The sequence below is a fragment of the Peribacillus simplex genome, assembly GCF_030123325.1.
Classification (GTDB): Bacteria; Bacillota; Bacilli; order Bacillales; family DSM-1321; genus Peribacillus; species Peribacillus simplex_D.
On the sequence record NZ_CP126106.1, the window covers coordinates 1,698,273 to 1,723,083 of the forward strand.

Genomic DNA, 24,811 nt, shown 5'->3' on the forward strand with positions numbered 1-24,811 from the left:
AATGTGATAAAATAAATGATATTCTGAACAAGAAGCAGTAAATCCAATAAATAACTAATTTAAGAGATAGAAAAGGAGTATGGATAAATGACTGAGACACAGGGATTGCGTATTGCAGTTGTGGGAGCAACTGGGGCGGTAGGACAACAAATGATTTCAACACTCGAACAAAGGGACTTACCGATTAAGAAAATCATCTTTTTATCATCGGCTCGTTCCGCTGGAATCAAACTTACGTTTAAGGGCGAAGAAATCGAAGTGCAGGAAGCAAAACCTGAAAGCTTTGAAGGCATCGATATCGCTTTATTCAGTGCTGGAGGAAGCGTGTCTAAGGAATTGGCTCCAGAAGCAGTGAAACGCGGTGCGATAGTGGTGGATAATACGAGCGCATTCCGCATGGATGAAAATGTGCCGCTAGTCGTTCCTGAAGTAAATGAAGAAGACTTGAAACAGCATAATGGGATCATTGCAAACCCGAATTGTTCAACTATCCAAATGGTTGTGGCATTAGAACCTATCCGTAAGACATACGGCTTATCAAAAATTGTTGTTTCCACGTATCAGGCTGTCTCCGGTGCAGGTGCAGCAGCGATAAATGAATTAAATCAACAGGCTCGCGACTTGCTTGATGAAAAAGAAATAGATCCGAAGATTTTACCGGTAAAAGGGGACGAAAAGCATTATCAAATCGCATTTAACGTCATTCCCCAAATCGATAAATTCCAAGATAACGGGTACACATTCGAAGAGATGAAAATGATTAATGAAACAAAGAAAATCATGCACATGCAAGACCTTCCAGTGGCTGCAACTTGCGTGAGGCTTCCTGTCGTAACAGGTCATTCGGAATCTGTATACATTGAAGTTGAAAAAGAAGGCATTGCGGCTTCTCAAATCAAAGATTTAATGAAAACGGCACCTGGAATTGTGTTAGAAGATGAACCGGAACAACAAGTTTACCCTACGCCTGCTTCATCCGTCGGCAAGAATGATGTATTCGTCGGTCGGATTCGCAAAGATTTGGATGAAGATAAAGGCTTCCATTTATGGGTTGTTTCCGATAATCTATTAAAAGGAGCAGCTTGGAATTCCGTTCAAATTGCTGAGAGCCTTTTAAAATTAGGTTTGGTTACCGTTAAGTAATAACTTATTTTTAATGAACTAGATAAAAAATTATATTCCAATAGGATAGAGAGTTTTTGTCAGCTTCCCTGATTGGGAGGCTGGCTTATATTTGGGGTGCTTATTATGAAAATTATCGTCCAGAAGTACGGTGGGACATCCGTTCGCGATGAGGAAAGCCGTTCATTTGCCAAGGGGCATATAGAAAATGCGATTAAAGAAGGCTATAAAGTGGTGGTTGTGGTTTCAGCAATGGGAAGAAAAGGCGATCCTTATGCAACGGATACTTTACTTTCCCTTGTAAATGGAGCGAAAGCCAGCCTTTCAAAACGGGAACAGGATTTACTTATGTCAGTTGGAGAAACGATATCTTCAGTCGTATTTACGAACATGCTCTTGGAACATGGTATTGATGCGGTGGCTTATACTGGAGCTCAAGCGGGATTCTTGACGAATACCGACTATTCAAGTGCGAAAATTATCGAAATGAAATGCGACCGTCTCATGAAAGAACTTGAAGTGAAGGATGTAGTCGTTGTAGCAGGTTTCCAGGGAGCGGCTAAAAACGGGGACATCACGACCATCGGCCGTGGTGGAAGTGATACTTCAGCCGCTGCATTAGGTGCGGCATTGCAAGCTGAACGGGTCGATATTTTTACGGATGTGGAAGGAATCATGACGGCAGATCCACGTATTGCCGATCAAGCTCGTCCATTATCAATCGTTTCATATACGGAAGTTTGCAATATGGCATATCAAGGGGCGAAGGTCATTCATCCGAGAGCTGTTGAAATTGCGATGCAGGCGAAAGTCCCGATTCGGATAAGGTCAACATACAGCGAAGGTTTGGGGACCCTTGTTACAAGCATGAACAAGGGAAGCCAGGGCAGTGACATACGTGAAAGGCTCGTGACCGGGATTGCCCATGTACCAAAGATCACTCAAATCAAGGTCCGTGCGAAAAAAGATCAATATAATCTGCAGGCAGAGGTTTTCAAAGCAATGGCCAATGCCTCTATTTCAGTGGACTTTATAAATATATATCCAAGCGGCGTAGTGTATACCGTTTCGGAAGAGATGACAGAACTAGCCCTCTCGATCTTGGCCGAGCTTGGTCATGAACCGGTCATTGAAAGAAATTGTGCCAAGGTTTCAGTAGTCGGTGCAGGTATAAATGGGGTGCCAGGCGTTGCAGCGAAGATTGTCACAGCGCTTTCCGAAAAGGAAATTGCCATTCTCCAGTCAGCGGATAGCCATACGACAATTTGGGTACTCGTAAAAGAGGAAGATTTAATAGAAGCTGTTAATTCCCTGCACTATGCATTTCAATTGCATGAAATGGAAGTCCAATGATCAGGGTTTTTTAATGAATAAAGGTTTTAAAAATTAAAGAGGTGTTAGATGATGATATTTGGTAGAGTATCAACCGCAATGGTCACCCCTTTCGATGGCAAGGGAAATGTCGATTTTCAAAAAACGACTTCATTGGTTAATTACTTATTAACGAATGGAACCGATTCGCTTGTGATTTCGGGAACGACAGGGGAATCTCCAACTTTATCTTCGGAGGAGAAAATTGCGTTATTGCGTCATGTTGCTAAGGTTGTAGAAAAGCGTGTGCCCATCATCATGGGTACAGGAAGCAACAATACGTATGCTTCCATCGAGTTGACAAAAAAAGCGGAACAAAATGGCGCCGATGCGATAATGCTGGTGGCCCCGTATTATAGTAAAACGAATCAAGAAGGTCTGTACCAGCATTTTAAGGCTATTGCAGCTAGTACGACTCTTCCTGTTATGATATATAATATCCCTGGGCGCGCTTCGATTAACATTGAACCGGAAACGATCATCCGCCTTTCAAAAATTCCTAATATTGTAGCCGTTAAGGAAGCGAGCGGGGATTTAAACGCTATGACCCAAATCATAGCTGGCACGGATGAAGATTTTGCGTTATATAGTGGGGACGACGCTTTAACACTCCCAGTATTGGCGATTGGTGGTGTGGGTGTAGTTTCGGTTGCTTCACATATTGCTGGTAATGAGTTGCAGAAAATAGTTGAGGCCTTCATCAGTGGGAATTTGAAAGAGGCAGCCAGGCTGCATCAGGAACTGTTACCGCTTATAAAAGGTTTATTTGCAGCGCCAAGCCCTGCACCTGTCAAAACAGCGCTTCAGTTAAATGGAATTGACGTTGGCTCGGTAAGACTTCCAATCGTGCCATTGACTGAACAGGAGCGCCTTGCATTAACCAAGGTATTAAATAAATAAAAAGACACGGAACAAGCTGATCGTTGAAGATTGGCTTGTTTTTACATAATGATGTATATGAATGGGATATCCTTTCCGATTTCGGGATGAAAATATTGAATTTTTTAATTATCAACCGAAATAGGATGAAAGTACCGAATATTTCTTACATAAAAGGTTGTTTTATTAAATTAAATGAAAAAGTCCCTCTGAAAATGGTAAGTGTTGTCATGTTTTTTGAACATCGGTTATAATGAATTCATTGGGAAATTATGAACGGGAATTTTTAAGGAGGATATTCGATTGGGTAAAGATAAAAATAATGGTATAAAAGTCATTTCTCTTGGAGGACAAGGGGAACTTGGTAAAAATATGTACGTCGTTGAGGTGAACGAGGACATCTACCTTCTTGATGCAGGGTTAATGCTGCCAGAAGATGAAATGCTCGGAATCGATGCGGTTATCCCTGATATTTCTTATTTGATGGATAATAAGGAACGGGTGCAGGGGATATTCATTACCCATGGTCATGAAGACCATATGGGAGCGCTTGCTTATGTCTTGAAATATTTACCGGCACCTGTTTATGGAACAAAGCTTACACTAGCTTTAATCAAAACGAAATTAAAGGAAGATGGCTTTAACGGCAGGGCAACATTCACTGAAATCGATTCGGATTCTCTTTTAAGTTTCCCTCAAGCGGCCGTGTCTTTTTTCCGGACAAACCATAGTATTCCCGATTCCGTCGGAGTCGTGATCCACACTCGTGAAGGTGCAATCGTTTATACTGGGGATTTTAAATTCGATCAAGCAGCAACAGATCTATATAAACCTGAAATCGGTAAAATGGCTGGTATCGGTGAAGAAGGTGTCCTATGCTTGCTTTCGGATAGTACGGGTGCCGAGAGGCCAGGTTATACGACATCAGAAGCAGTTGTGGCCAAAGATATTAGAGAGGTTTTTCATGCAGCCTCCGGAAGGATCATCGTAGCGTGCTTCGCTTCGAACATCAACCGGATTCAACATGTTTTCAATGCAGCGGCAGCAAGTCGCAGGAAAGTGGCAGTTGTAGGAAAAAGCCTGCAGCGCGTTTATGAAACAGCCTTGAACCTTGGCTACTTAAAGGTCGAAGAAGAGCTGATAATCCCGATTAATGAAATTAGCCAGTATGACGACCGTGAAATCGTCGTGTTATCGACAGGTCATCAGGGGGAGCCCATTGCGGCACTTCAAAAAATGGCAAAACAGACCCACAAGCAGGTAACGATCAAAAAGGGAGACACAGTTTTGATCAGTGCATCACCCCTACAGGGCGGCGAACTTATTCTATCCAAAACCGTCGATTTGCTATATAGGGTAGGTGCTGAAGTGGTATCCGCAAATAAATATAAAGTGCACGTAACAGGGCATGGCAGCCAGGAAGAACTTAAAATGATGATCAATTTGATGAATCCTAAATTCTTGATCCCTGTACATGGGGAATACCGCCATTTATATGCCCATCAAAAAGTTGGGGTTGCTGCGGGAATTAAACGTGAAAACATCATAATTGCCGAAAAAGGTGATGTCATCGAACTAAAGGGCAATAAAATGGGTCTTTCCGGCAAAGTCTCTGCAGGGAATATCTTGATAGATGGCAGCGGTGTTGGAGATGTGGGCAATATCGTTCTTCGTGATCGGCGCTTGTTATCCCAGGATGGCATTTTGATTGTGGTGGTCACGTTGAACCGTCAGGATAAAAGCATTGCAGCAGGACCTGAAATCATTTCACGGGGCTTTGTATATGTTCGCGAATCAGAAAAAATGATTGGGGAAGCAACTGAAATAGTAAGTGAAATCGTAAAGAAAAATGGGTCGCGCCAACCTTTTGATTGGTCCACGCTGAAGCAGGAAATGCGTGATGCGTTAAACCAATTCTTTTATGAAAAAACGAAACGCCGCCCAATGATTTTACCAATAATCATGGAATATTAAGTAAGGAACCCCTGGTTTAAACAGTCAGGGGTTCTTTTTTCTGTGTCGAACCTCTTATATCTTGAAGAATGAAGTCCGAGACTCGAGACATAATAAAGCTATAGGCTTAAGAGAAAGGGGTTGGCATAGTGGATAATGCACCATTACCAAATGAAAATGTAGGCAAGCAGGAAGGTAAGAATTCAACTTTAATCGAAAAGATCCAGCAGCTGGGGGCTACTAATGTTCCGCAACTATCTCAGGACTCAAAAATCCATTGTTTGACGATCATTGGTCAAATTGAAGGACATATGCAGCTGCCTCCTCAAAATAAAACGACCAAATATGAACATGTTATTCCGCAAATTGTGGCAATTGAACAAAATCCCAATATAGAGGGGCTGCTTGTCATTTTAAATACAGTCGGAGGAGATGTCGAAGCGGGACTGGCCATCGCAGAAATGCTGGCTTCCCTTTCAAAGCCATCCGTCTCGATTGTACTTGGGGGAGGTCACTCGATCGGTGTGCCGATTGCGGTTTCGTGTGACCATAGCTATATAGCAGAAACAGCAACGATGACGATTCATCCCATTCGTTTGACAGGGCTAGTCATCGGCGTGCCTCAAACCTTTGAATACTTGGATAAAATGCAGGAAAGAGTCATTAAATTCGTTACACGGCACTCGAACGTTTCGGAAGAAAGTTTTAAGGACTTAATGTTTGCTAAAGGAAATTTAACCCGTGATATCGGCACGAATGTAATCGGGGCCGAGGCAGTTGAAATCGGTATGATCGATGATGTAGGAGGAGTAGGCCAGGCCATGAGAAAACTAAATAGCTTCATGGAAGAAAGAAGGCCAAAAATTGCCGGGGAAGAGGAGGGGCTTCTGCAATGACGCTTTATACGATCGTTCCTGAAGAAATAATTTTCCCTCATCACCATGAGAAGACGGCAAATTTAATAGAAATGATCTATAATGGCGTACATGTAATGGTTGAACATGACGGTGGCCGCACGTTGCGCATCGATCGGATTGTAAGCACGGATCCTGAAGATTATATGAATGTACACATTCAGCCGGGGGCTGTCATAAATGTGTTCGAACAGATGAATCATTTAGTAAAAACGACTAACTGAGGTAAATTATGATATACTGGAATGAAAATCAGCAGCCGCTTGGCTGCTTTATTCATTATATGGGCAAAATGTTCGTCTAAATAATAAATGGTATATATAACAAGGACATGTTTATATATATTTGATATAATCAGTGAGCGAACGTTTGTTTCGAGAAGGGAAAACATGTAGTGATGTTGAATAGGAAAGTTAGAATAGTTTCATGAAGAATCAGGTGATATTATGGCAAAGAAGAAACGCAGAAAAAAGAATAGTACAGAGAAGTTAAAACTAACGCTTAAATATGAATTGATCGGCCTCACTTTAATAGGTTTGGCCATCATTGCCATTGCCAAGCTTGGAGCAGTGGGAAACGGGACGGTCTTTTTAATCCGCTTCTTCATGGGGGAATGGTATATCCTGTTTTTGTTGGGAGCAATTGCAGCTGGCTTCTATTTGATGATAAAGAGGGAGGTCCCTTACCTGTTAAAACGGCAATTCGTCGGGATGTACTTTCTTGTCGCGAGCATGCTCCTGCTAAGTCATGTGACACTGTTTAACATGCTAGCAGATGGAGGACCGTTTACGAAGCCAAGCGTCATTTCGAATACTTGGGAACTATTCTGGATGGAAGTGACCGGCAAGGCCAGCACAAAGGACCTTGGGGGCGGTATGATTGGAGCGATATTATTTGCAGCCTCATACTTTTTATTCGATGAAGCTGGATCGAAAATCGTTTCATTCCTTTTTATCATTGTAGGCGCCGTCCTATTGACCGGGAAGACGTTAGGTGAAACCCTCGGGAAGTTTTTCAGGGGTCTTGGCGGCTTTTTCAAACAGCAATGGTCCGCATTCAGAGATGATATGAAAACGTGGAATGACGACAAAAAAGAAAAGAAAAAGAATCCCGTGAAAAAGAAGAAACGGGAAAACGATCCGGTGGAGGAAACGGATCAGCCCCTTCATCAAGAAGAGGAAACACAGCAAATGGCGACCGAACGAATCATTTCCAGCTTTGCAGATAAAGCCTATAGCGACGAAAACGAAATAATTCCCGTAGTTACGGAACCAGCAGCTGAAAGTGCAGAGGACCAGGATGATGCCGTTCCGCCAATGAATTTTACGGAAGTGGAGAATAAAGAATACCTTTTACCGCCTCTTTCCTTGTTACTGCAGCCCAAAAAAACGGACCAAAGCGGAGAGTACCAATTGATCCATGAAAATGCGGCAAAGCTTGAGCGCACCTTTCATAGCTTTGGAGTGAAAGCGAGGGTCACTCAAGTTCATTTAGGCCCAGCCGTAACCAAATATGAGGTCCATCCGGATGTAGGGGTGAAGGTAAGTAAAATTGTCAGCCTATCCGATGACTTGGCCCTTGCCCTTGCCGCAAAGGATATTAGGATCGAAGCGCCGATTCCCGGAAAGTCGGCTATCGGAATAGAAGTGCCTAACTCCGAAGTGGCAATGGTGTCATTAAGGGAAGTATTAGAGGCCAAAGAAGTTGACAAGCCTGACGCAAAACTGCAAATAGGCTTAGGGCGGAATATTTCTGGTGAAGCAGTTAAGGCGGAGCTTAATAAAATGCCGCATTTACTAGTGGCTGGTGCTACCGGCAGCGGGAAATCCGTTTGTATCAACGGGATTATCACGAGTATTCTGATGCGGGCAAAACCGCATGAAGTGAAAATGATGATGATCGATCCAAAAATGGTGGAGTTGAATGTCTATAATGGGATTCCCCACTTACTCGCACCTGTAGTGACAAATCCAAAGAAAGCTGCACAGGCTTTGCAAAAAGTGGTCAGTGAAATGGAAAGGCGCTACGAGCTATTTTCTCATTCCGGTACCCGTAATATTGAAGGCTACAATGATTATATTAACCGGTATAATATTGAAGAAGATGCCAAACAACCGCTCTTGCCTTATATCGTAGTCATTGTCGATGAGCTGGCAGATTTGATGATGGTCGCCTCAAATGATGTAGAGGATGCCATCACACGGCTTGCACAAATGGCACGTGCCGCTGGCATCCACTTGATAATTGCCACTCAGCGGCCATCCGTAGATGTAATTACAGGGGTCATTAAAGCGAACATCCCATCTCGGATTGCTTTTAGTGTCTCATCAATGACCGATTCGAGAACGATCCTCGACATGGGCGGAGCCGAAAAACTGTTAGGACGGGGTGACATGCTCTTCCTGCCTGCAGGAGCTTCAAAACCGGTTCGCGTTCAAGGGGCCTTTTTATCCGACAATGAAGTCGAGGAAGTTGTCACATATGTCATTTCACAGCAAAAAGCACAATATAACGAAGAGATGATACCGGATGAAATTGCAGAAACTTCAAATGGTGAAGTCGAAGATAATTTATACGGGGATGCGGTATCCTTGATCGTAGAAATGCAGACTGCATCTGTTTCCATGCTGCAGCGCCGTTTCAGGATTGGCTATACCCGGGCAGCAAGATTGATTGATGAAATGGAAGCGAGGGGAATTGTCGGTCCATATGAAGGCAGTAAACCCCGAAATGTATTGGTTACTAAAGATGAACAGGATGAAGCTCATTCATCATAGTTGAAAAAAACCGGGCTGCAGCCCGGTTTTTTAATTATTCATCGCTTCGTCTAAATGTTTAAGGCAGAAGTCGGTAATCATCGCTTCTTCATCTTCTTCTAAATCGAATTCGAGTGCGACTTCGTTCCCTTTTTCAAAAATATCATATTTAATCAATTTGCCTATTTGTTCTTCCACGGCAAAAAGCACCCGGATATATAAACCATTTTCTGAAAAGAGCTCATCCTCTTCAGGCACTTCAATATCCAAGAACAACTCGTAACGTTCCCCGGACAAAATACCAAATGGATCATTCAATTTTTCAATAGTGTATTCTGTAATCTTTAACATCTTGTGTACATCCCTTCAAAGAAGATAAATCCTATTATACAGGAAAACATCATCTTGAACAGAGCTGCATTCATTTTGCATTTTCAAAATGAATTTATCTGATTTAGGAGAATAATCGTACATATTCCGCAGCCGTATCTAGATTGAAAGACACAGGGAAGGGTAATTTTTCCTAAATTCTTTTAAAGTAAATAGTAAAACACTATTTATTTATGTCAAAAAAAATGTTATATTATTTTCGATTAGTAGGAATGATTCAACATCAGAGGTCTGATGTCTTAAGAAATTAGCTGGGGGAAACTGTATGTCAATAAAATCAGATAGTCGACATTTATATTTGCAGGTCATTGATTACCTGAAGCAGGATATTGAAGCAGGAGTCTATCAGGAAAATGAAAAATTCCCTTCAGAATTCGATCTTGCAAAAAAATTGGGAGTGAGTAGGGCGACACTTCGAGAAGCGCTGCGAATTTTAGAAGAAGAAAACATCATCATCCGCCGCCATGGAGTTGGGACTTTCGTCAATCCGAAACCTCGGTTCACTTCAGGTATCGAGCAATTAAAAAGTGTCACGAACATGATTGAAGAGGCAGGAATGAAACCGGGTACGATTTTCTTAAGCTCGACGGCCCTAGAACCTACAGAAGAGGATATTCGCAGGTTTTCATGTTCAACAGATGAACGCATCGTCATCATCGAGCGAGTAAGGACAGCGAATGGGGAGCCGGTTGTCTACTGTATTGACAAAATTCCTGAATCTATACTATCAGAAAATTTTGACCGTAATGATGAGTCTCTTTTTGATATTTTGGAAAGAGATGCGCATCGGAAAATTACGCATGCCGTAGCGGAAATTGAGCCTATTGGATATCATGAGAAAGTTTCTCCTATCCTTAAATGCTCTCCAGAAGCCGCACTGCTCGTTCTAAAGCAGATGCATCTGGATGATTGGGACCAGCCTATCCTGTATTCTGTTAACTACTTTAAAGCCAATATGTTCAGCTTTCATGTTCTTCGTAAACGTGTGTAGGCCTTGCTCTGCACACGGGTGAATGCAAGCGTTTGTTTTAGATTCCGTAAAAGTCAAATCAAACGTATGCAAAAAAAATTAACGAGAAGTGAAAACGCAAACATAAATGACTTTTCAGAACATTCCTGCTCAAAAAACTATGTAAATTAGGGGGATAAAAATTGAAAAAGCGCAAATTAGGACTAGCTCTTTCACTTGTTCTTGCAGCCGGTACGCTACTAGGGGCATGTGGTAATTCAGAGAATGATGATAAAGAATCTTCAAATGGGAAAAACAAAGATAACTTCACGGTTGCGATGGTAACTGATACTGGCGGCGTGGATGACGAGTCGTTCAACCAATCCGCATGGAAGGGCATTCAGGAATTCGGTAAGGATAATGGTCTGGAAAAAGGTAAAGATGGCTATAACTACCTGCAATCTAAATCAGATGCCGATTACGCTAAAAACCTGAATACGCTAGTACGTGAAGATTACCAACTTATTTATGGGATCGGTTTTCTTTTAGCCGAATCTGTTGGTGAAGTGGCTGACCAACGTCCGGATTCACACTTTGCTATCGTGGATACTGTTGTTGATAAAAAGAACGTAGCCAGCATTAATTTTAAAGAGCAGCAAGGTTCATTCCTTGTAGGTGTTATTGCGGGATTACAAACGAAAACAAACAAGGTCGGTTTTATCGGCGGAGTTGAATCTGAATTAATCAAGAAATTCGAAGTTGGCTTTAAGGCTGGGGTTTTATCTGTAAATCCGGATGCGAAAGTTGAAGTTAAATATGCCGGAGATTTCAATAAAGCTGATATCGGTAAATCAACTGCAGGCTCCATGTATTCTTCTGGTATCGATATCATTTATCATGCTGCTGGCGGAACTGGAAAAGGTGTATTCACTGAAGCTGTCGAGCAAAAGCAAAAAGATCCAAAGAGGGAAATCTATGTTATCGGTGTAGATAGCGACCAAGCTAAATTAGGGGCAGTTCCTGGAACTGATGACAACATCACGCTGACTTCCATGTTAAAACGTGTTGACGTAGCAGTTAAAGACCTTTCCGAGAAAGCGAAAGAAGGAAACTTCCCAGGCGGAAAAGTAATTGAGTACGGTATCGAAGAAAATGGTGTAGGCATTTCCGATACAAAAGATAACGTAACAGAAGAATCTTTAAAAGCGGTCGAAGAGTGGACAGAAAAAATTAAATCAGGTGAATTCGTAGTTCCGGGCACGGATGAAGAATTCGAAAAACTTGGTTTATAAGCTGTAATGCCAGAAAGAATAGGGAGGCAGAAGTGCCCTCTATTCTTTCTTTTCCCAACTGAAAAATATCGAATGAAAAACTATGATAGAATCGTAGTTTTTCATTTGGTTTTTTTTAAAATCAATAAGCTAGTAGAAGCAATTAAATGATTTAAGAATATTTACACTCATTTTAGGAGTTGATAATACGTGGAATATGTAATTGAGATGCTCAATATCCGTAAGGAGTTCCCCGGAATCGTCGCAAATGATAACGTTACCCTTCAGGTTAAAAAAGGGGAGATTCACGCATTATTAGGTGAAAATGGCGCGGGTAAATCCACTTTGATGAACGTTTTATTCGGCTTATATCAGCCTGAGCAGGGAGAAATCCGTGTGAATGGCAAACCAGTCAAGATTACCAGTCCTAACATTGCCAATGATTTAGGGATTGGGATGGTCCATCAGCATTTTATGCTCGTTGACCCTTTTACAGTAACGGAAAATATCATTTTAGGGAAAGAACCATCAAAAGCGGGTAAGATCGATTTGAAAGAAGCGAGCGAGGAAGTTAGGAAACTATCAGAACAATATCAGCTTCGTGTTGACCCCTATGCAAAAATTGCCGATATATCAATAGGGATGCAGCAGCGTGTCGAGATTCTTAAAACGCTTTACCGCGGTGCGGAAATATTGATTTTTGATGAACCGACCGCTGTATTGACCCCTCAAGAAATCAAGGAATTGATATATATTATGAAAGCCCTTATCAAAGAGGGGAAATCTATCATTTTAATTACACACAAACTTAAGGAAATCATGGAGGTTTGTGACCGGGTAACGGTTATACGCAAAGGGCAAGGAATCGGTACAGTGAATGTCAACGAAACGAACCCTGACGAATTGGCCAGCTTAATGGTCGGTAGGGAAGTTCTATTCAAGACGGAAAAAACGGCAGCTACTCCTTCGGATGTAGTTCTCGAGGTTCAGGAACTGGAAGTCAAGGATTCCCGAGGCGTTTCAGCAGTTCGGAATTTGGATTTAACTGTCCGGGCAGGAGAAATTGTCGGTATCGCTGGTGTAGATGGGAATGGTCAATCCGAACTAATTGAAGCATTGGCTGGCCTAAGGAAGACAACAGCAGGTTCGATAAAGCTAAACGGAAAAGAGATCGGGAATCTTAAGCCGCGTAAAATCACTGAAGCAGGTGTCGGCCATATTCCAGAAGACAGACATAAGCATGGTTTGGTTTTGGATTACAGCATTGGTGAAAATATTGTCTTGCAAACTTACTATCAAAAGCCTTTTTCAAAAGCCGGTATCTTGAACTCAAAGAAAATATTCGAAAAAGCCCGTTCATTGATCAAAAGTTACGATGTTCGCACCCCGAGTGAATATACCCCGGCAAGGGCGCTTTCTGGAGGGAATCAGCAAAAAGCGATCATCGGCCGGGAAGTTGATAGGAACCCGGATTTATTGATTGCCGCACAGCCAACACGCGGGCTTGATGTCGGAGCGATCGAGTTTATCCATAAACGTCTGATTGAACAGCGTGATGCAGGAAAAGCGGTACTTCTCATATCATTTGAATTGGAAGAAATCATGAATGTGAGCGATAGAATTGCCGTTATATACGAAGGGGAAATCGTCGCAATTGTCGATCCGAAAGAAACGACTGAACAGGAGCTTGGCCTTCTTATGGCCGGCAGTAAACGGACGGAAGCAGGTGGAAAACAAAATGTCTAAGTATTTATCTAAATTAACGAGTCCGTTAATAGCAGTTATCCTCGGATTAGTCGTTGGAGCAATAATCATGTTAGTAAGCGGCTATGACCCAGTTGCGGGCTATGGCTCCATGATAAATGGAATTATTGGGGATTCTTATTATGTAGGGGAATCCGTCAGGACAATCATCCCTTATATCCTTGCTGGTTTGGCAGTGGCTTTTGCTTTCCGTACGGGCCTATTCAATATCGGTGTGGAAGGGCAATTAATTGTAGGCTGGCTGGCGGCAGTTTGGGTCGGTATTGCTTTTGATCTTCCAAGGATCATCCATTTGCCATTTGCCATCTTAGCTGGTGCAGCTGCTGGCGCGTTGTGGGCATTTATCCCTGGTTATTTAAAAGCTAAGTTTCGCGTACATGAAGTAATCGTTTCTATCATGTTGAATTATACAGCTTTATATGTGACGAATTATTTAATTAGGAATGTAATGACTGACAAACTGGATAAAACAGAAAGAATTGCTGAAACAGCATCACTCCGGTCTCCTTTTTTTGAAAGCATTACGGATTTTTCCCGGATGCATTGGGGAATAGTGGTAGCAATTATTTGCGTGATCATCATGTGGTTCCTTCTTGAAAGAACAAAAACTGGTTTTGAACTGAAAGCGGTAGGTTTCAATCAGCACGCGTCCGAATATGCAGGGATGAGTGTAAATAAGAACATCATACTTTCCATGGTTATTTCAGGTGCGTTTGCAGGGCTTGCAGGTGCGATGGAAGGCCTTGGAACTTTCGGTTATGCCGCAGTCAAAGGCGGGTTCACAGGCATGGGCTTTGACGGGATTGCAGTAGCCTTACTAGGAGCGAATACGGCTATTGGTGTTGTGCTGGCAGCTTTACTATTTGGGGGACTGAAAGCAGGTGCCTTAAATATGCCGCTAGAAACCGGCATACCAAGTGAAATCGTAGATATTGTCATAGCATTGATCATTTTCTTCGTCGCATCCAGTTATTTTATTCGTTGGATTGCCGCTCGATTTAAGAAAGGGGTGAAATAAGTGGATTTTTACCAAGTATTACAAATTATTATTCCATCTATGATTGCTCTAGCTGCTCCACTTATTTTTACTTCACTCGGGGGAGTGTTTTCTGAACGGGCAGGTGTCATAAACATCGGTTTAGAAGGCTTGATGGTCATTGGTGCCTTTACAGGAATTGTTTTTAACTTAATGTTTGCTGATGTATTTGGGGAATGGACTCCTTGGCTCGCAGTCTTGGCGGCAATGATTGCCGGCTTGCTGTTTTCCATTCTGCATGCTGTTGCATGCATTACGTTCAGGGCGGACCAAACGGTCAGTGGGGTCGCCATCAACTTGTTGGCAGTAGGTCTGACCATGTTTTTGGTGAAGCTGATTTTTGACAAGGGTCAAACTGATAGAATCACAGAAACATTCCCAAGGATTGATGTTCCGTTACTAAGTGATATTCCATTTATAGGACCCATCTTTTTCGCAAATGGTTATTATATCGTATATATAGCAATCCTAATATCCTTTGTCGTTTGGTATGTACTTTATAAAACACCATTCGGGTTAAGGATCCGTGCAGTGGGTGAGCATCCGATGGCTGCTGACACGATGGGTGTCAATGTTACGAAAATCCGCTATGCTGCCGTTTTATTATCAGGTGCTTTTGGCGGTATCGGCGGAGCGATTTATGCTACCATTTTTTCGAATGAATTCAATCATGCGACAATTAATGGTCAAGGTTTCATGGCCATTGCAGCCATGATTTTTGGTAAGTGGCACCCGATCGGGGCAATGGGTGCTGCCTTATTCTTTGGTTTGGCTCAAAGTTTAAGTATCGTTGGATCGAGCCTTCCCTTCTTCAAGGATATTCCATCGGTTTACCTCTTGATCGCTCCTTATGTTCTGACGATCATTGCACTAACTGGTTTCATTGGACGTGCAGATGCTCCGAAAGCATCCGGACAGCCATACATCAAAGGGAAAAGATAAGTATTTAACCGGTCAGAAAACATTGCTGGCCGGTTTTTTCTATTGAGATCGAGCCATAAGTGATGGTGAGCTGGTTAAATACCAAAAAAAGTAGCTGTAACTTGCATGATTTTTCCTTTCACATGTATATTTTAAGTAGATGTTTAAAAGGGTTCCAATCTACAAACAATAAGCTAATAAAGGTGATTTATATAATGAGGAGGATTATTCATGTCTATTGCTTCCGATACAATTACGGAAAAAAGCGGCTACAAGCTTCATGTGGTCCAGACGGATAAATATAAAACGAATACTCTCGTGCTGAAGATGAAAGCCCCGTTGACAAAAGAGGACGTTACATATCGTGCATTGCTGCCATATGTGTTACAAAGCAATACAAGTAAATACCCTACAACACCCGAGCTTCGATCTTATCTTGATGATTTATATGGAGCAGGGTTTTATGTCGATGTAGCTAAAAAAGGAGAATATCAAATCATAAGTTTTACGATCGATATCGTCAATGAAAAATTCCTTAGTGATTCAACCCCGCTTCTCGAAAAGGCTTTTGGGTTATTATCAGAGGTGATCTTCAATCCGAAGAAGAACGGCGAAGCCTTTGACGCTAAAACGGTTTCCAATGAAATCCGTTCTTTAAAACAGCGGATTCAATCCATTTCGGATGACAAGATGCGATATTCAGCTACACGCCTCGTAGAGGAAATGTGCAAAAACGAACCATATGCTTTAGAAGCGAGCGGCAATCTTCAAGACTTGGAAACGATGACTCCAGAATCCCTTTACGCCTATTATAAAAAAGTGCTGACCGAGGATGAAATCGATTTATATGTAATCGGTGACATCGATGAATCGGAAGTGGGGGCTCTAGCTGACAAGTATGTGTCGTTGCAAGAACGAGTGCCTGTGAGACTGTCAAGGAAGCCGGGCAAGGAAGTGGAGAAGGAAAAAGAAATCATTGAAAATTCGGATGTGAAACAAGGAAAATTGAATATCGGTTATCGAACCCAAGTTGCATACGGTGATCCGGATTATTATGCTCTTCAGCTATTCAATGGGATTTTTGGTGGCTTTTCACATTCGAAACTTTTCATTAATGTCAGGGAGAAAGCTAGCCTTGCTTATTATGCAGCTTCAAGGCTCGAAAGTCATAAAGGACTTTTAATGGTCATGGCCGGCATTGAAAATGCCAACTACAAGCAGGCATTGGATATCATCCATGCGCAAATGAAGGAAATGAAGCAAGGTAACTTTTCCGAAGAAGAACTGGCACAGACAAAGGCGGTCGTTAAGAACCAACTCCTTGAAACCATTGACGTTTCGAGAGGGCTTGTGGAAATTTTATATCATAATGTGGTTTCCGGGCAGGATATATCACTCGACGATTGGTTTGCAAAAACAGAGCGGACGACAAAGGAAGAAATCATTGCAGTCGGTCAAAAGATTCAGCTTGATACGATTTATTTCCTAACGGAAGCGGAGGTGCAAGGGTGATGGAAAAAATAACATTCACTCAATTGAAAGAAGAACTTTTCCATGAAAAAATGGATAATGGTCTCGAAGTATATATTCTTCCGAAAAGTGGGTTCAATAAATCATTTGCGACTTTCACGACGAATTATGGTTCAATCGACAACCATTTCAAACCATTGAATGGAACGGAATTTTCTAAAGTACCTGATGGGATCGCCCATTTTCTTGAACATAAGCTATTTGAAAAGGAAGATGGTGATGTTTTTCAGCAATTTTCAAAGCAGGGAGCATCTGCAAATGCCTTTACTTCTTTCACCCGTACAGCATATTTATTTTCCAGCACGTCCGATTTCGATAGGAATCTAACTACCTTAATCGACTTTGTCCAGGATCCTTACTTTTCGGAAAAGACGGTAGAGAAGGAAAAAGGAATCATTGGGCAGGAAATCAATATGTATGATGATAATTCAGACTGGCGATTATATTTCGGTACGATAGCCAATATGTATCATCAACACCCAGTGAAAATCGATATTGCCGGAACTGTGGAATCGATTGCGGATATTACGAAGGATATGCTTTACGAATGTTATAATACGTTTTACCATCCTAGCAACATGCTCCTATTCGTTGTAGGACCGGTAGATGTCGAAAGCACCATGAAACTGATTCGGGATAATCAAAATAATAAAGGGTACAACGAACAACCTGCAGTGGAACGTAAATTTGACGAAGAGCCGGAAGTCGTTGCCAAGGATAAAGAAGTCTTAAGGATGAATGTCCAGACACCAAAAGTGATGCTGGGCATCAAGGCCATCAATGTGCACCAATCTGGTTTAGAGCTTTTGAAAAGGGAATTGGCGACCAATATTTATTTGGAAATGCTGTTTGGCAAGAGTTCACCTTTACATGAGGAGCTATATGAGGAAGGGTTGATCGATCAAAGCTTCTCTTATGATTATACACAGGAACAAGGCTTTGGGTTTGCGTTAATTGGCGGGGACAGTGCCAAACCTGATGAGTTGACGGAGTCTTTATTTGCTATCCTGCAAAAATCAAAAGCAGGAACCGGACTGAATGAAGAAAGCCTGCAAAGGACAATCAAGAAAAAAATCGGTTCTTTCCTTCGTTCCCTGAATTCGCCGGAATATATAGCGAATCAATTCACCAGATATGCATTCAATGATATGAACTTGTTCGATGTTGTATCGGTATTGGAAAAACTAACGATCGAAGATATCAGGGAGGTCGCCAAGGACTTAATATCCGATCAACGGATGACTGTCTGCCAGGTACTTCCTAAATAATATAAAGGGGGCGGCAATGTGGGGAAACGTTTTGCCCTTATTACTGGAGCCAGCGGAGGAATCGGCAGGGAAATCGCAATAAAGCTCGCCGAGGAGAATTACTCACTTTATTTACATTATAATAGCAATGAAGAAGCGATACTTGAACTGATTGAAGAATTGAAGCCTCATCAAGTCGAACTTATTCCGGTTCAAGCGGATTTGGCTGCAGCCGATGGATACAAGAAATTGGCGGAAAATATTTTTGCCCTCCATGCAATCGTCCTTAATAGTGGCAATAGCTATTATGGGCTTATATCGGACATGGATGAGACAATCGTTAATGAAATGGTCCAGCTGCATGTAACGAGCCCTTTCCAATTAACAAAGGAACTGCTTCCAAAGCTTATGTACCAAGAACAGGCTGCCATCGTTGCGGTCACATCGATTTGGGGGCAGACAGGTGCATCTTGTGAAGTATTATATTCCATGGTCAAGGGCAGTCAAAATGCTTTTATCAAGGCACTTAGCAAAGAGGTATCGCTCAATGGGATCCGGGTGAATGCCGTTGCCCCCGGTGCGATTTCCACTTCCATGCTCGAATCATTCAGTGCGGAAGATCTGGAGATCATCAAAGGCGATATCCCGATGGGCAGGATGGGGCATTCCAAAGAAGTCGCCGAGGCCGTATATTATTTGCTTTCCGACAAGTCGTCTTATATAACCGGGCAAATCTTAGGTGTAAATGGCGGATGGTACACATGATTTTTTTTAGACATGTATAATTTTCTCGGTTCCTTCACAAAATATCTATGTACTATTTTGAAGGAAAGGGTGACCATTCATGTCTGTACTGGACAATTGGGATCAATGGAAAAATTTCTTAGGAGACAGATTAAATCAAGGTGAACAACAAGGTTTGTCAGAAGGTGCTGTTAACAACTTGGCTTTCGAAATCGGTGATTACCTGGCTAATCAGGTTGAGCCCCAGAATGATCAAGAGAAAGTGCTTGCTGATCTTTGGTCGGTCGCAAGCGATGAAGAAAAGCATGCCATGGCAAGCGTCATGGTCAAGTTAGTCGAGAACAATGGAACGAAGTAAAATATCAATCCAAAAGGCCCTGTTATTAATAACAGGGCCTTTTGGATTGAAGTGGATGACTATTTATCCCCTTATATAAAAATGAATATTTTTCTAGGGTTTTTCCTTTTAACTTATCACGAAATGCTATATTATAGAAGCTAGACAATTAATATTAAAGTGTTCAGACCTTGAAAATTTACGATGGATAAGTTTTTTGCCCCTGAGAGGGTAAAGACTTTTAGGCTTAAGGAGTGTTATCGTGGATAATAAAGAATGGTATTTTGAATATGAAATTCAAGTCAACCGTCCTGGTTTATTAGGGGATATTTCTTCCCTTCTGGGTATGCTTTCCATTAATATCATCACCATCAACGGGGTCGATGAAGGCAGGCGTGGTTTACTTTTGTTGGCGAAAGACAGCCGTAATATAGAAAGATTCGAGTCAATCCTCCGTACGATGGATACGATTAAGGTCATTAAGCTTAGGGAACCTAAATTGCGTGATCGCCTCGCAGTCAGGCATGGACGTTATATTCAACGCGATGCCGATGAGAAAAACACCTTTAGGTTTGTTCGTGATGAACTAGGCTTGCTTGTCGATTTCCTGGCCGAGCTATTTAAACAGGAAGGTCATAAATTAATTGGGATACGAGGGATGCCTCGTGTCGGGAAAACTGAATCTATCGTAGCCTCGAGTGTATGTGCTAATAAGAGATGGTTGTTTGTGTCATCGACCCTTTTAAAGCAGACTATCCGCAGTCAGCTAATTGAGGATGAATATAATAATGATAATTTGTTCATTTTAGATGGAATTGTTTCCACTCGCCGTGCAAATGAGCGTCATTGGCAATTGATTCGCGAAATCATGAGGCTTGATGCTGTCAAAGTAATCGAACATCCGGATGTCTTTGTCCAAAATACGGAGTATACCCTTGAAGACTTTGATTATATTATTGAATTGCGAAACAATCCTGAAGAAGAAATAACATATGAAGTTGTCGACCAAAAAGACCAGTTTTCAGGGTCCGATTTTGGTTCCTTTGACTTTTAAAATGGCAGGTGTTTTATTTGACTGAGTTAGGTAATCGATTAAAGGAAGCTAGGGAAGCCAAAGGTCTTAGCTTGGATGATTTGCAGGAATTAACTAAGATTCAAAAGCGTTACCTCATTGGCATTGAAGAGGGAAATTACAGCATGATGCCTGGAAAGTTCTATGTACGGGCATTCATAAAGCAATATTGTGAAGCGGTCGGACTGGATTCGGATGAGATTTTCGAACAATATAAGAGTGAAATACCATCGGTCTATAGCGAGGAATTGCCAGAACAGCTTTCAAGGGTCCAATCCAGAAAAACGATACCGGCAGGGGATTCGAAGGTTGTAGAAATGTTACCGAAGATCTTGGCTGTCGTTTTAGTAATTGGTGCGGCCGTATTGATTTGGGTGCTGGTATCGAACTATATGAGTAACCCGGATAATGATGACAAAAAGAACGCTAAAGAGAATGAAGCCGTGGGCTACAATAAAAGTGATGGGTTTAACGAAGAAAAAGAGAATGCAGACCAAAAACAGAATGAAGAAAAATCGGATTCATCTGATGAGAAGAATGAAGATGATGCAGTTGTCAAAGATGAAAAGAAAGAGCAAAAACTTGCCGTCACCAGTTCCAGCGGTAAAAATAGTACGTATGAATTAAAAAATACCGATACCTTTAAATTGAAGGTGACCTCCAAAGGCTCACCATGGGTAGGCATAAAAAATGGTGAAGGTAAATTACTTTTCCAGGGCACTATCGACAAGGACAAAAGCCAGGAAATTGATTTCACCAATGAGAAAGAAGCTGTCATCAACATAGGCAGAGCATATGAAACTGAGATTTATGTGAATGATGAGAAGCTGGAGTATTCCATTTCACCGACTGAAGTGAATACGCAATTGGTTACGATACAATTTACGAAAGCCGAATAGTCATCTTATAGATGACTATTTTTGCTCTATTTAATAGTAAGGCGGCGTGAAATGGTTTACCCGGCATATAAGATTGGATTTTGAGTTAAATTATACATATAAGCATTATTTTAGTCTAAGACGCATTGCCCGAATGGCAGGCGTAAATTTTGGAGGTAAAAGTTTTGAATCTGCCTAATAAGATTACAGTAGCAAGAATCTGTTTAATACCTGTATTTTTAATCATCATGCTCGTTCCTTTTTCATGGGGAACGCTAACTTGGGGAGAATACAGTTTGCCAGTGGCGCACCTGGCTGGAGCCATCCTCTTTATTATCGCTTCCACTACGGATTGGATCGATGGCCATTTTGCCAGAAAATATAATATGATTACTGATTTAGGGAAATTTTTAGATCCATTGGCTGATAAACTTCTGGTTTCGGCTGCCTTGATCGTTTTGGTTGATCTAGATTTAATGTACGGTCAATCTTGGATTGCCATCGTGATCATAAGTCGCGAGTTTGCAGTCACCGGATTGCGTTTGGTGTTAGCGGGTACTGGGGAAGTGGTAGCAGCTAACCAGCTTGGAAAAATTAAAACATGGGCACAAATTGTTTCTATTTCGGCTTTATTGCTGCATAACCTTCCATTTGCCCTCATTTCACTTCCTTTTGCAAATATCGCATTATGGATTGCATTAATCTTTACAATCTGGTCAGGTTTGGATTATTTTATAAAAAACAAAGAAGTATTTGTTAATTCAAAGTAAAACGAATGGTGGTTTTGAAAAGATGGATGCAGAAATCATTGCAGTGGGCTCAGAGCTTCTTTTAGGGCAAATCAATAACACTAATGGAAGATTCTTATCGCAGCAGTTTGCGGAAATGGGGATCAACGTTTTTTACCATACTGTGGTCGGGGATAACGACCGCCGTTTACAACAAGCCATAGAAATCGCTGAATCAAGGGCGAACTTGATTGTCTTTACCGGTGGACTTGGTCCTACCAAAGATGATTTGACGAAAGAAACGATTGCCCGCCATATAGGGAAAAAGCTCGTTTTTAATGATGAAGCTTTGCAATCCATTGAAGCTTACTTCCAAAAACGGGAACGTCCGATGACGGAAAACAACAAAAAGCAGGCCCTTGTCTTAGAAGGCAGTGAAGTGTTGGCAAACGATCATGGGATGGCACCGGGAATGGTCTTGTCCAAATCTGGGATTACATATATGCTTCTACCTGGTCCGCCAAGTGAAATGGAGCCGATGTTTTTAAGTTATGGTTATGAAAAGATCATGAATAAATTGGAAAAGCATGAACGGATCGATTCCAAGGTTCTTCGGTTCTACGGTATAGGTGAAGCCGAGCTGGAAACGGTGATTGAAGATCTCCTTGTCAATCAAACGAATCCGACAATTGCTCCGCTGGCAGCCGAAGGGGAAGTGACGTTAAGGATCACCGCTAAGGGCGCATCTAAAGAAAAATGCGAAGAGCTTATTTTGGAAGCTGAAAAAGAAATTCTTGGCAGGGTCGGCAAGTTCCATTATGGAAGTGATAATACTTCGCTAATAAAGGAACTTGTAAAAGAATTAACGGTCCGCAAGCTTTCGATTGCGGCAGCTGAAAGCTTGACCGGAGGGATGTTCCAAGAACAGCTGACAACCATCCCGGGCGCCGGTAAAGTCTTCAAAGGCGGAATTGTCTGCTATACGAATGATGCGAAGTCAAATGTCCTCGGCGTCAGTGATGATACCATATCAAAGTATGGGGTGGTCAGCGGTGAGTGTGCTATGGAAATGGCCTCTAATGTCCGGAACAAGCTCGATGCGGATGTAGGCATAAGCTTTACGGGCGTTGCAGGGCCGGATGAACAAGAAGGCAAGCCTGTAGGTACTGTATTTATTGGCATTTCCTATCGGGATGGAAACACTCATTTCAAGGAGTTGAATCTTTCAGGAAGCAGGGCGCAAAACCGTATTCGGAGTGTGAAGTACGGCTGCCATTACCTATTAAGGGATTTATAAACGTTAAAAGCAGAGCTTTTTACAGCTCTGCTTTTTATTTGGTTTTAGAAGTTTGTTTCTTGAAAAATAGGGAAAAAAAGAAAAAAGTTAATTCAATGAAAATGTTTTTTTTAGGGAGAACGTGAAACGAAATGGAAATTTCCATTAGATAAAACGCTTTTTTACAAAGAATATCCCGAAAGAAAAAAACGAATGAATGTTCGACTTTTTGCTTGGCAAAATAGTAAAAAGAGTATATAGTAAAGATAGGTTTTGAGACAGGGTACAAACCTTGATCTCAAATAATTGCTAACGTAAGTACACCTTTAATCGGGCAGCCGATTATTTGAATATAGAGGAGGAAATTGAGTGAGTGATCGTCAAGCGGCTTTAGATATGGCGTTAAAACAAATTGAAAAACAATTTGGTAAAGGTTCCATTATGAAACTTGGGGAACAGTCTGATCGTAGGATTTCAACGATTTCAAGCGGTTCTTTAGCATTGGACGTAGCATTGGGAGTGGGCGGATATCCAAGAGGCCGGGTCATTGAGATATATGGACCTGAAAGCTCCGGTAAAACGACTGTTGCATTACATGCTATTGCAGAGGTACAAAAGACTGGCGGCACGGCTGCATTCATTGATGCCGAGCATGCTTTAGATCCAGCATATTCAGAAAAACTTGGTGTGAATATCGATGAGTTACTGCTTTCACAGCCTGATACGGGTGAACAAGCCTTAGAGATTGCTGAAGCGTTAGTTCGAAGTGGAGCGGTGGATATCATTGTCATTGACTCGGTGGCAGCACTTGTTCCTAAAGCTGAAATCGAAGGCGAAATGGGAGATTCCCATATGGGTCTTCAAGCCCGGATGATGTCTCAGGCACTTAGAAAACTGTCTGGTTCCATTAATAAATCAAATACCATTGCCATTTTCATCAACCAAGTCCGTGAAAAAATCGGTGTTATGTTTGGGAATCCGGAAACGACTCCGGGAGGCCGGGCATTGAAGTTCTATTCAACTGTTCGTCTGGAAGTGCGCCGTGCGGAACAATTAAAACAAGGTAATGAAATCGTCGGTAATAAAACGAAAATCAAGGTTGTAAAAAACAAGGTTGCTCCACCATTCCGTCAAGCAGAGGTTGACATCATGTATGGTCAAGGGATTTCACAAGAAGGTGAAATCATTGATATGGGTGCAGATCTTGATATCGTCCTTAAAAGCGGCTCGTGGTATTCATACAATGAAGAGCGTGTCGGACAAGGTCGCGAAAATGCTAAGCTGTTCTTGAAAGAAAACCAGGATATCGCTCAGGAAATTTCTCAGAAAATCAGAGATCACTATAATCTCGATGGAGAGCATGAACTACCGCCAGAAGAAAATGAACCAGAAGAGCATTTTGAATTGCTTGATTAATGATATTTGGGAAAGGCCTAAGCTTGTTCGCTTAGGCCTTTTATGTATATTTTGAGAAAAGTGCGAAATTTTCAGCGGATTAAAGGGCATTGAAATCAGATTTACAGACTTCTTCCATAATGAATGCTGTAGATTATGATGGTTGATATAAAGAAAACTTGAATAATCATTGATACATAAGGGACAAACGCTTGACAATAAAAATTCTCAACTATACAATTAATATGTATATTTTACAATTTTTCAAACTAAAATTT

At 41.7% G+C, this 24,811-nt stretch carries 22 protein-coding genes; 21 read left to right on the forward strand and 1 reads right to left on the reverse strand.

All coding sequences use genetic code 11. From position 1 onward, the window contains the following. Nucleotides 1–87 precede the first annotated feature (87 nt). The 7 genes from asd to QNH43_RS08285 all read left to right on the forward strand — a co-directional run bounded on the left by asd (nucleotide 88) and on the right by QNH43_RS08285 (nucleotide 9,016). Nucleotides 88–1,143 (forward strand): aspartate-semialdehyde dehydrogenase, encoded by a 1,056-nt coding sequence (gene asd / locus QNH43_RS08255; protein WP_283917427.1) that lies wholly within the window; start codon nucleotides 88–90, stop codon nucleotides 1,141–1,143. A 105-nt stretch (nucleotides 1,144–1,248) separates the two neighbouring features. Beyond that, a complete protein-coding gene (gene dapG, locus QNH43_RS08260) occupies nucleotides 1,249–2,475 on the forward strand; it encodes an aspartate kinase (RefSeq protein WP_076366439.1) in 1,227 nt (408 codons plus the stop codon). Nucleotides 2,476–2,523: 48 nt separating this feature from the next. After that, nucleotides 2,524–3,393: a 4-hydroxy-tetrahydrodipicolinate synthase gene (gene dapA, locus QNH43_RS08265; RefSeq protein ID WP_283917428.1), complete on the forward strand. Its 870-nt coding sequence runs from the start codon at nucleotides 2,524–2,526 to the stop codon at nucleotides 3,391–3,393. 282 nt (nucleotides 3,394–3,675) lie between these two features. Further along, entirely contained in the window at nucleotides 3,676–5,346 is a 1,671-nt protein-coding gene (locus tag QNH43_RS08270) for a ribonuclease J (protein WP_283917429.1), read from the forward strand. 128 nt (nucleotides 5,347–5,474) lie between these two features. Continuing rightward, complete coding sequence (locus QNH43_RS08275) at nucleotides 5,475–6,221, forward strand: ClpP family protease (protein ID WP_283917430.1); 747 nt, start codon at nucleotides 5,475–5,477, stop codon at nucleotides 6,219–6,221. Beyond that, complete coding sequence (locus QNH43_RS08280) at nucleotides 6,218–6,463, forward strand: YlzJ-like family protein (RefSeq protein ID WP_283917431.1); 246 nt, start codon at nucleotides 6,218–6,220, stop codon at nucleotides 6,461–6,463. The genes QNH43_RS08275 and QNH43_RS08280 overlap by 4 nt, the downstream gene beginning before the upstream one ends. Before the next feature lie 222 nt (nucleotides 6,464–6,685). Beyond that, nucleotides 6,686–9,016, forward strand: coding sequence for a DNA translocase FtsK (locus QNH43_RS08285; protein WP_283917432.1), 2,331 nt, complete (start codon nucleotides 6,686–6,688; stop codon nucleotides 9,014–9,016). Nucleotides 9,017–9,046: 30 nt separating this feature from the next. Here the strand turns inward: QNH43_RS08285 and QNH43_RS08290 are convergent, their stop codons facing one another. After that, nucleotides 9,047–9,346, reverse strand: coding sequence for a DUF6509 family protein (locus QNH43_RS08290; protein WP_283917433.1), 300 nt, complete (start codon nucleotides 9,344–9,346; stop codon nucleotides 9,047–9,049). A gap of 304 nt (nucleotides 9,347–9,650) precedes the next feature. Here QNH43_RS08290 and QNH43_RS08295 point away from each other — a divergent pair, with 304 nt between their 5' ends. From QNH43_RS08295 to recA, 14 genes are all read left to right on the forward strand, one after another. After that, nucleotides 9,651–10,376: a GntR family transcriptional regulator gene (locus QNH43_RS08295; protein WP_283917434.1), complete on the forward strand. Its 726-nt coding sequence runs from the start codon at nucleotides 9,651–9,653 to the stop codon at nucleotides 10,374–10,376. 161 nt (nucleotides 10,377–10,537) lie between these two features. After that, on the forward strand, nucleotides 10,538–11,626 hold the full coding sequence (locus QNH43_RS08300; protein WP_192204072.1) for a BMP family lipoprotein: 1,089 nt from the start codon (nucleotides 10,538–10,540) through the stop codon (nucleotides 11,624–11,626). A 189-nt stretch (nucleotides 11,627–11,815) separates the two neighbouring features. Next, complete coding sequence (locus QNH43_RS08305; protein ID WP_283917435.1) at nucleotides 11,816–13,351, forward strand: ABC transporter ATP-binding protein; 1,536 nt, start codon at nucleotides 11,816–11,818, stop codon at nucleotides 13,349–13,351. Beyond that, complete coding sequence (locus QNH43_RS08310) at nucleotides 13,344–14,387, forward strand: ABC transporter permease (RefSeq protein ID WP_283917436.1); 1,044 nt, start codon at nucleotides 13,344–13,346, stop codon at nucleotides 14,385–14,387. Before QNH43_RS08305 ends, QNH43_RS08310 begins: the two co-directional genes overlap by 8 nt. Further along, a complete protein-coding gene (locus tag QNH43_RS08315; RefSeq protein WP_094246576.1) occupies nucleotides 14,388–15,347 on the forward strand; it encodes an ABC transporter permease in 960 nt (319 codons plus the stop codon). Nucleotides 15,348–15,557: 210 nt separating this feature from the next. Then, the gene (gene yfmF, locus QNH43_RS08320) at nucleotides 15,558–16,838 is read left to right on the forward strand and encodes an EF-P 5-aminopentanol modification-associated protein YfmF (protein ID WP_283917437.1); all 1,281 of its coding nucleotides are present in this window, start codon (nucleotides 15,558–15,560) and stop codon (nucleotides 16,836–16,838) included. Then, entirely contained in the window at nucleotides 16,838–18,124 is a 1,287-nt protein-coding gene (gene yfmH / locus QNH43_RS08325; RefSeq protein ID WP_283918313.1) for an EF-P 5-aminopentanol modification-associated protein YfmH, read from the forward strand. Before yfmF ends, yfmH begins: the two co-directional genes overlap by 1 nt. An 18-nt stretch (nucleotides 18,125–18,142) precedes the next feature. After that, nucleotides 18,143–18,868: an elongation factor P 5-aminopentanone reductase gene (gene ymfI / locus QNH43_RS08330; protein WP_192204078.1), complete on the forward strand. Its 726-nt coding sequence runs from the start codon at nucleotides 18,143–18,145 to the stop codon at nucleotides 18,866–18,868. Nucleotides 18,869–18,947: 79 nt separating this feature from the next. Further along, the gene (locus tag QNH43_RS08335) at nucleotides 18,948–19,205 is read left to right on the forward strand and encodes a DUF3243 domain-containing protein (RefSeq protein WP_283917438.1); all 258 of its coding nucleotides are present in this window, start codon (nucleotides 18,948–18,950) and stop codon (nucleotides 19,203–19,205) included. A gap of 241 nt (nucleotides 19,206–19,446) precedes the next feature. Continuing rightward, the gene (locus QNH43_RS08340) at nucleotides 19,447–20,238 is read left to right on the forward strand and encodes a DUF3388 domain-containing protein (RefSeq protein ID WP_034313530.1); all 792 of its coding nucleotides are present in this window, start codon (nucleotides 19,447–19,449) and stop codon (nucleotides 20,236–20,238) included. Between the two features lie 17 nt (nucleotides 20,239–20,255). Beyond that, nucleotides 20,256–21,155, forward strand: a complete 900-nt coding sequence (locus tag QNH43_RS08345) for a helix-turn-helix domain-containing protein (RefSeq protein ID WP_283917439.1) — start codon at nucleotides 20,256–20,258, stop codon at nucleotides 21,153–21,155. 164 nt (nucleotides 21,156–21,319) lie between these two features. Beyond that, nucleotides 21,320–21,904, forward strand: coding sequence for a CDP-diacylglycerol--glycerol-3-phosphate 3-phosphatidyltransferase (gene pgsA, locus QNH43_RS08350; protein ID WP_034313524.1), 585 nt, complete (start codon nucleotides 21,320–21,322; stop codon nucleotides 21,902–21,904). 22 nt (nucleotides 21,905–21,926) lie between these two features. Next, on the forward strand, nucleotides 21,927–23,159 hold the full coding sequence (locus QNH43_RS08355) for a competence/damage-inducible protein A (RefSeq protein ID WP_283917440.1): 1,233 nt from the start codon (nucleotides 21,927–21,929) through the stop codon (nucleotides 23,157–23,159). 348 nt (nucleotides 23,160–23,507) lie between these two features. Then, nucleotides 23,508–24,554, forward strand: coding sequence for a recombinase RecA (recA, locus tag QNH43_RS08360; protein WP_260284301.1), 1,047 nt, complete (start codon nucleotides 23,508–23,510; stop codon nucleotides 24,552–24,554). The last annotated feature ends 257 nt before the right edge of the window (nucleotides 24,555–24,811 follow it).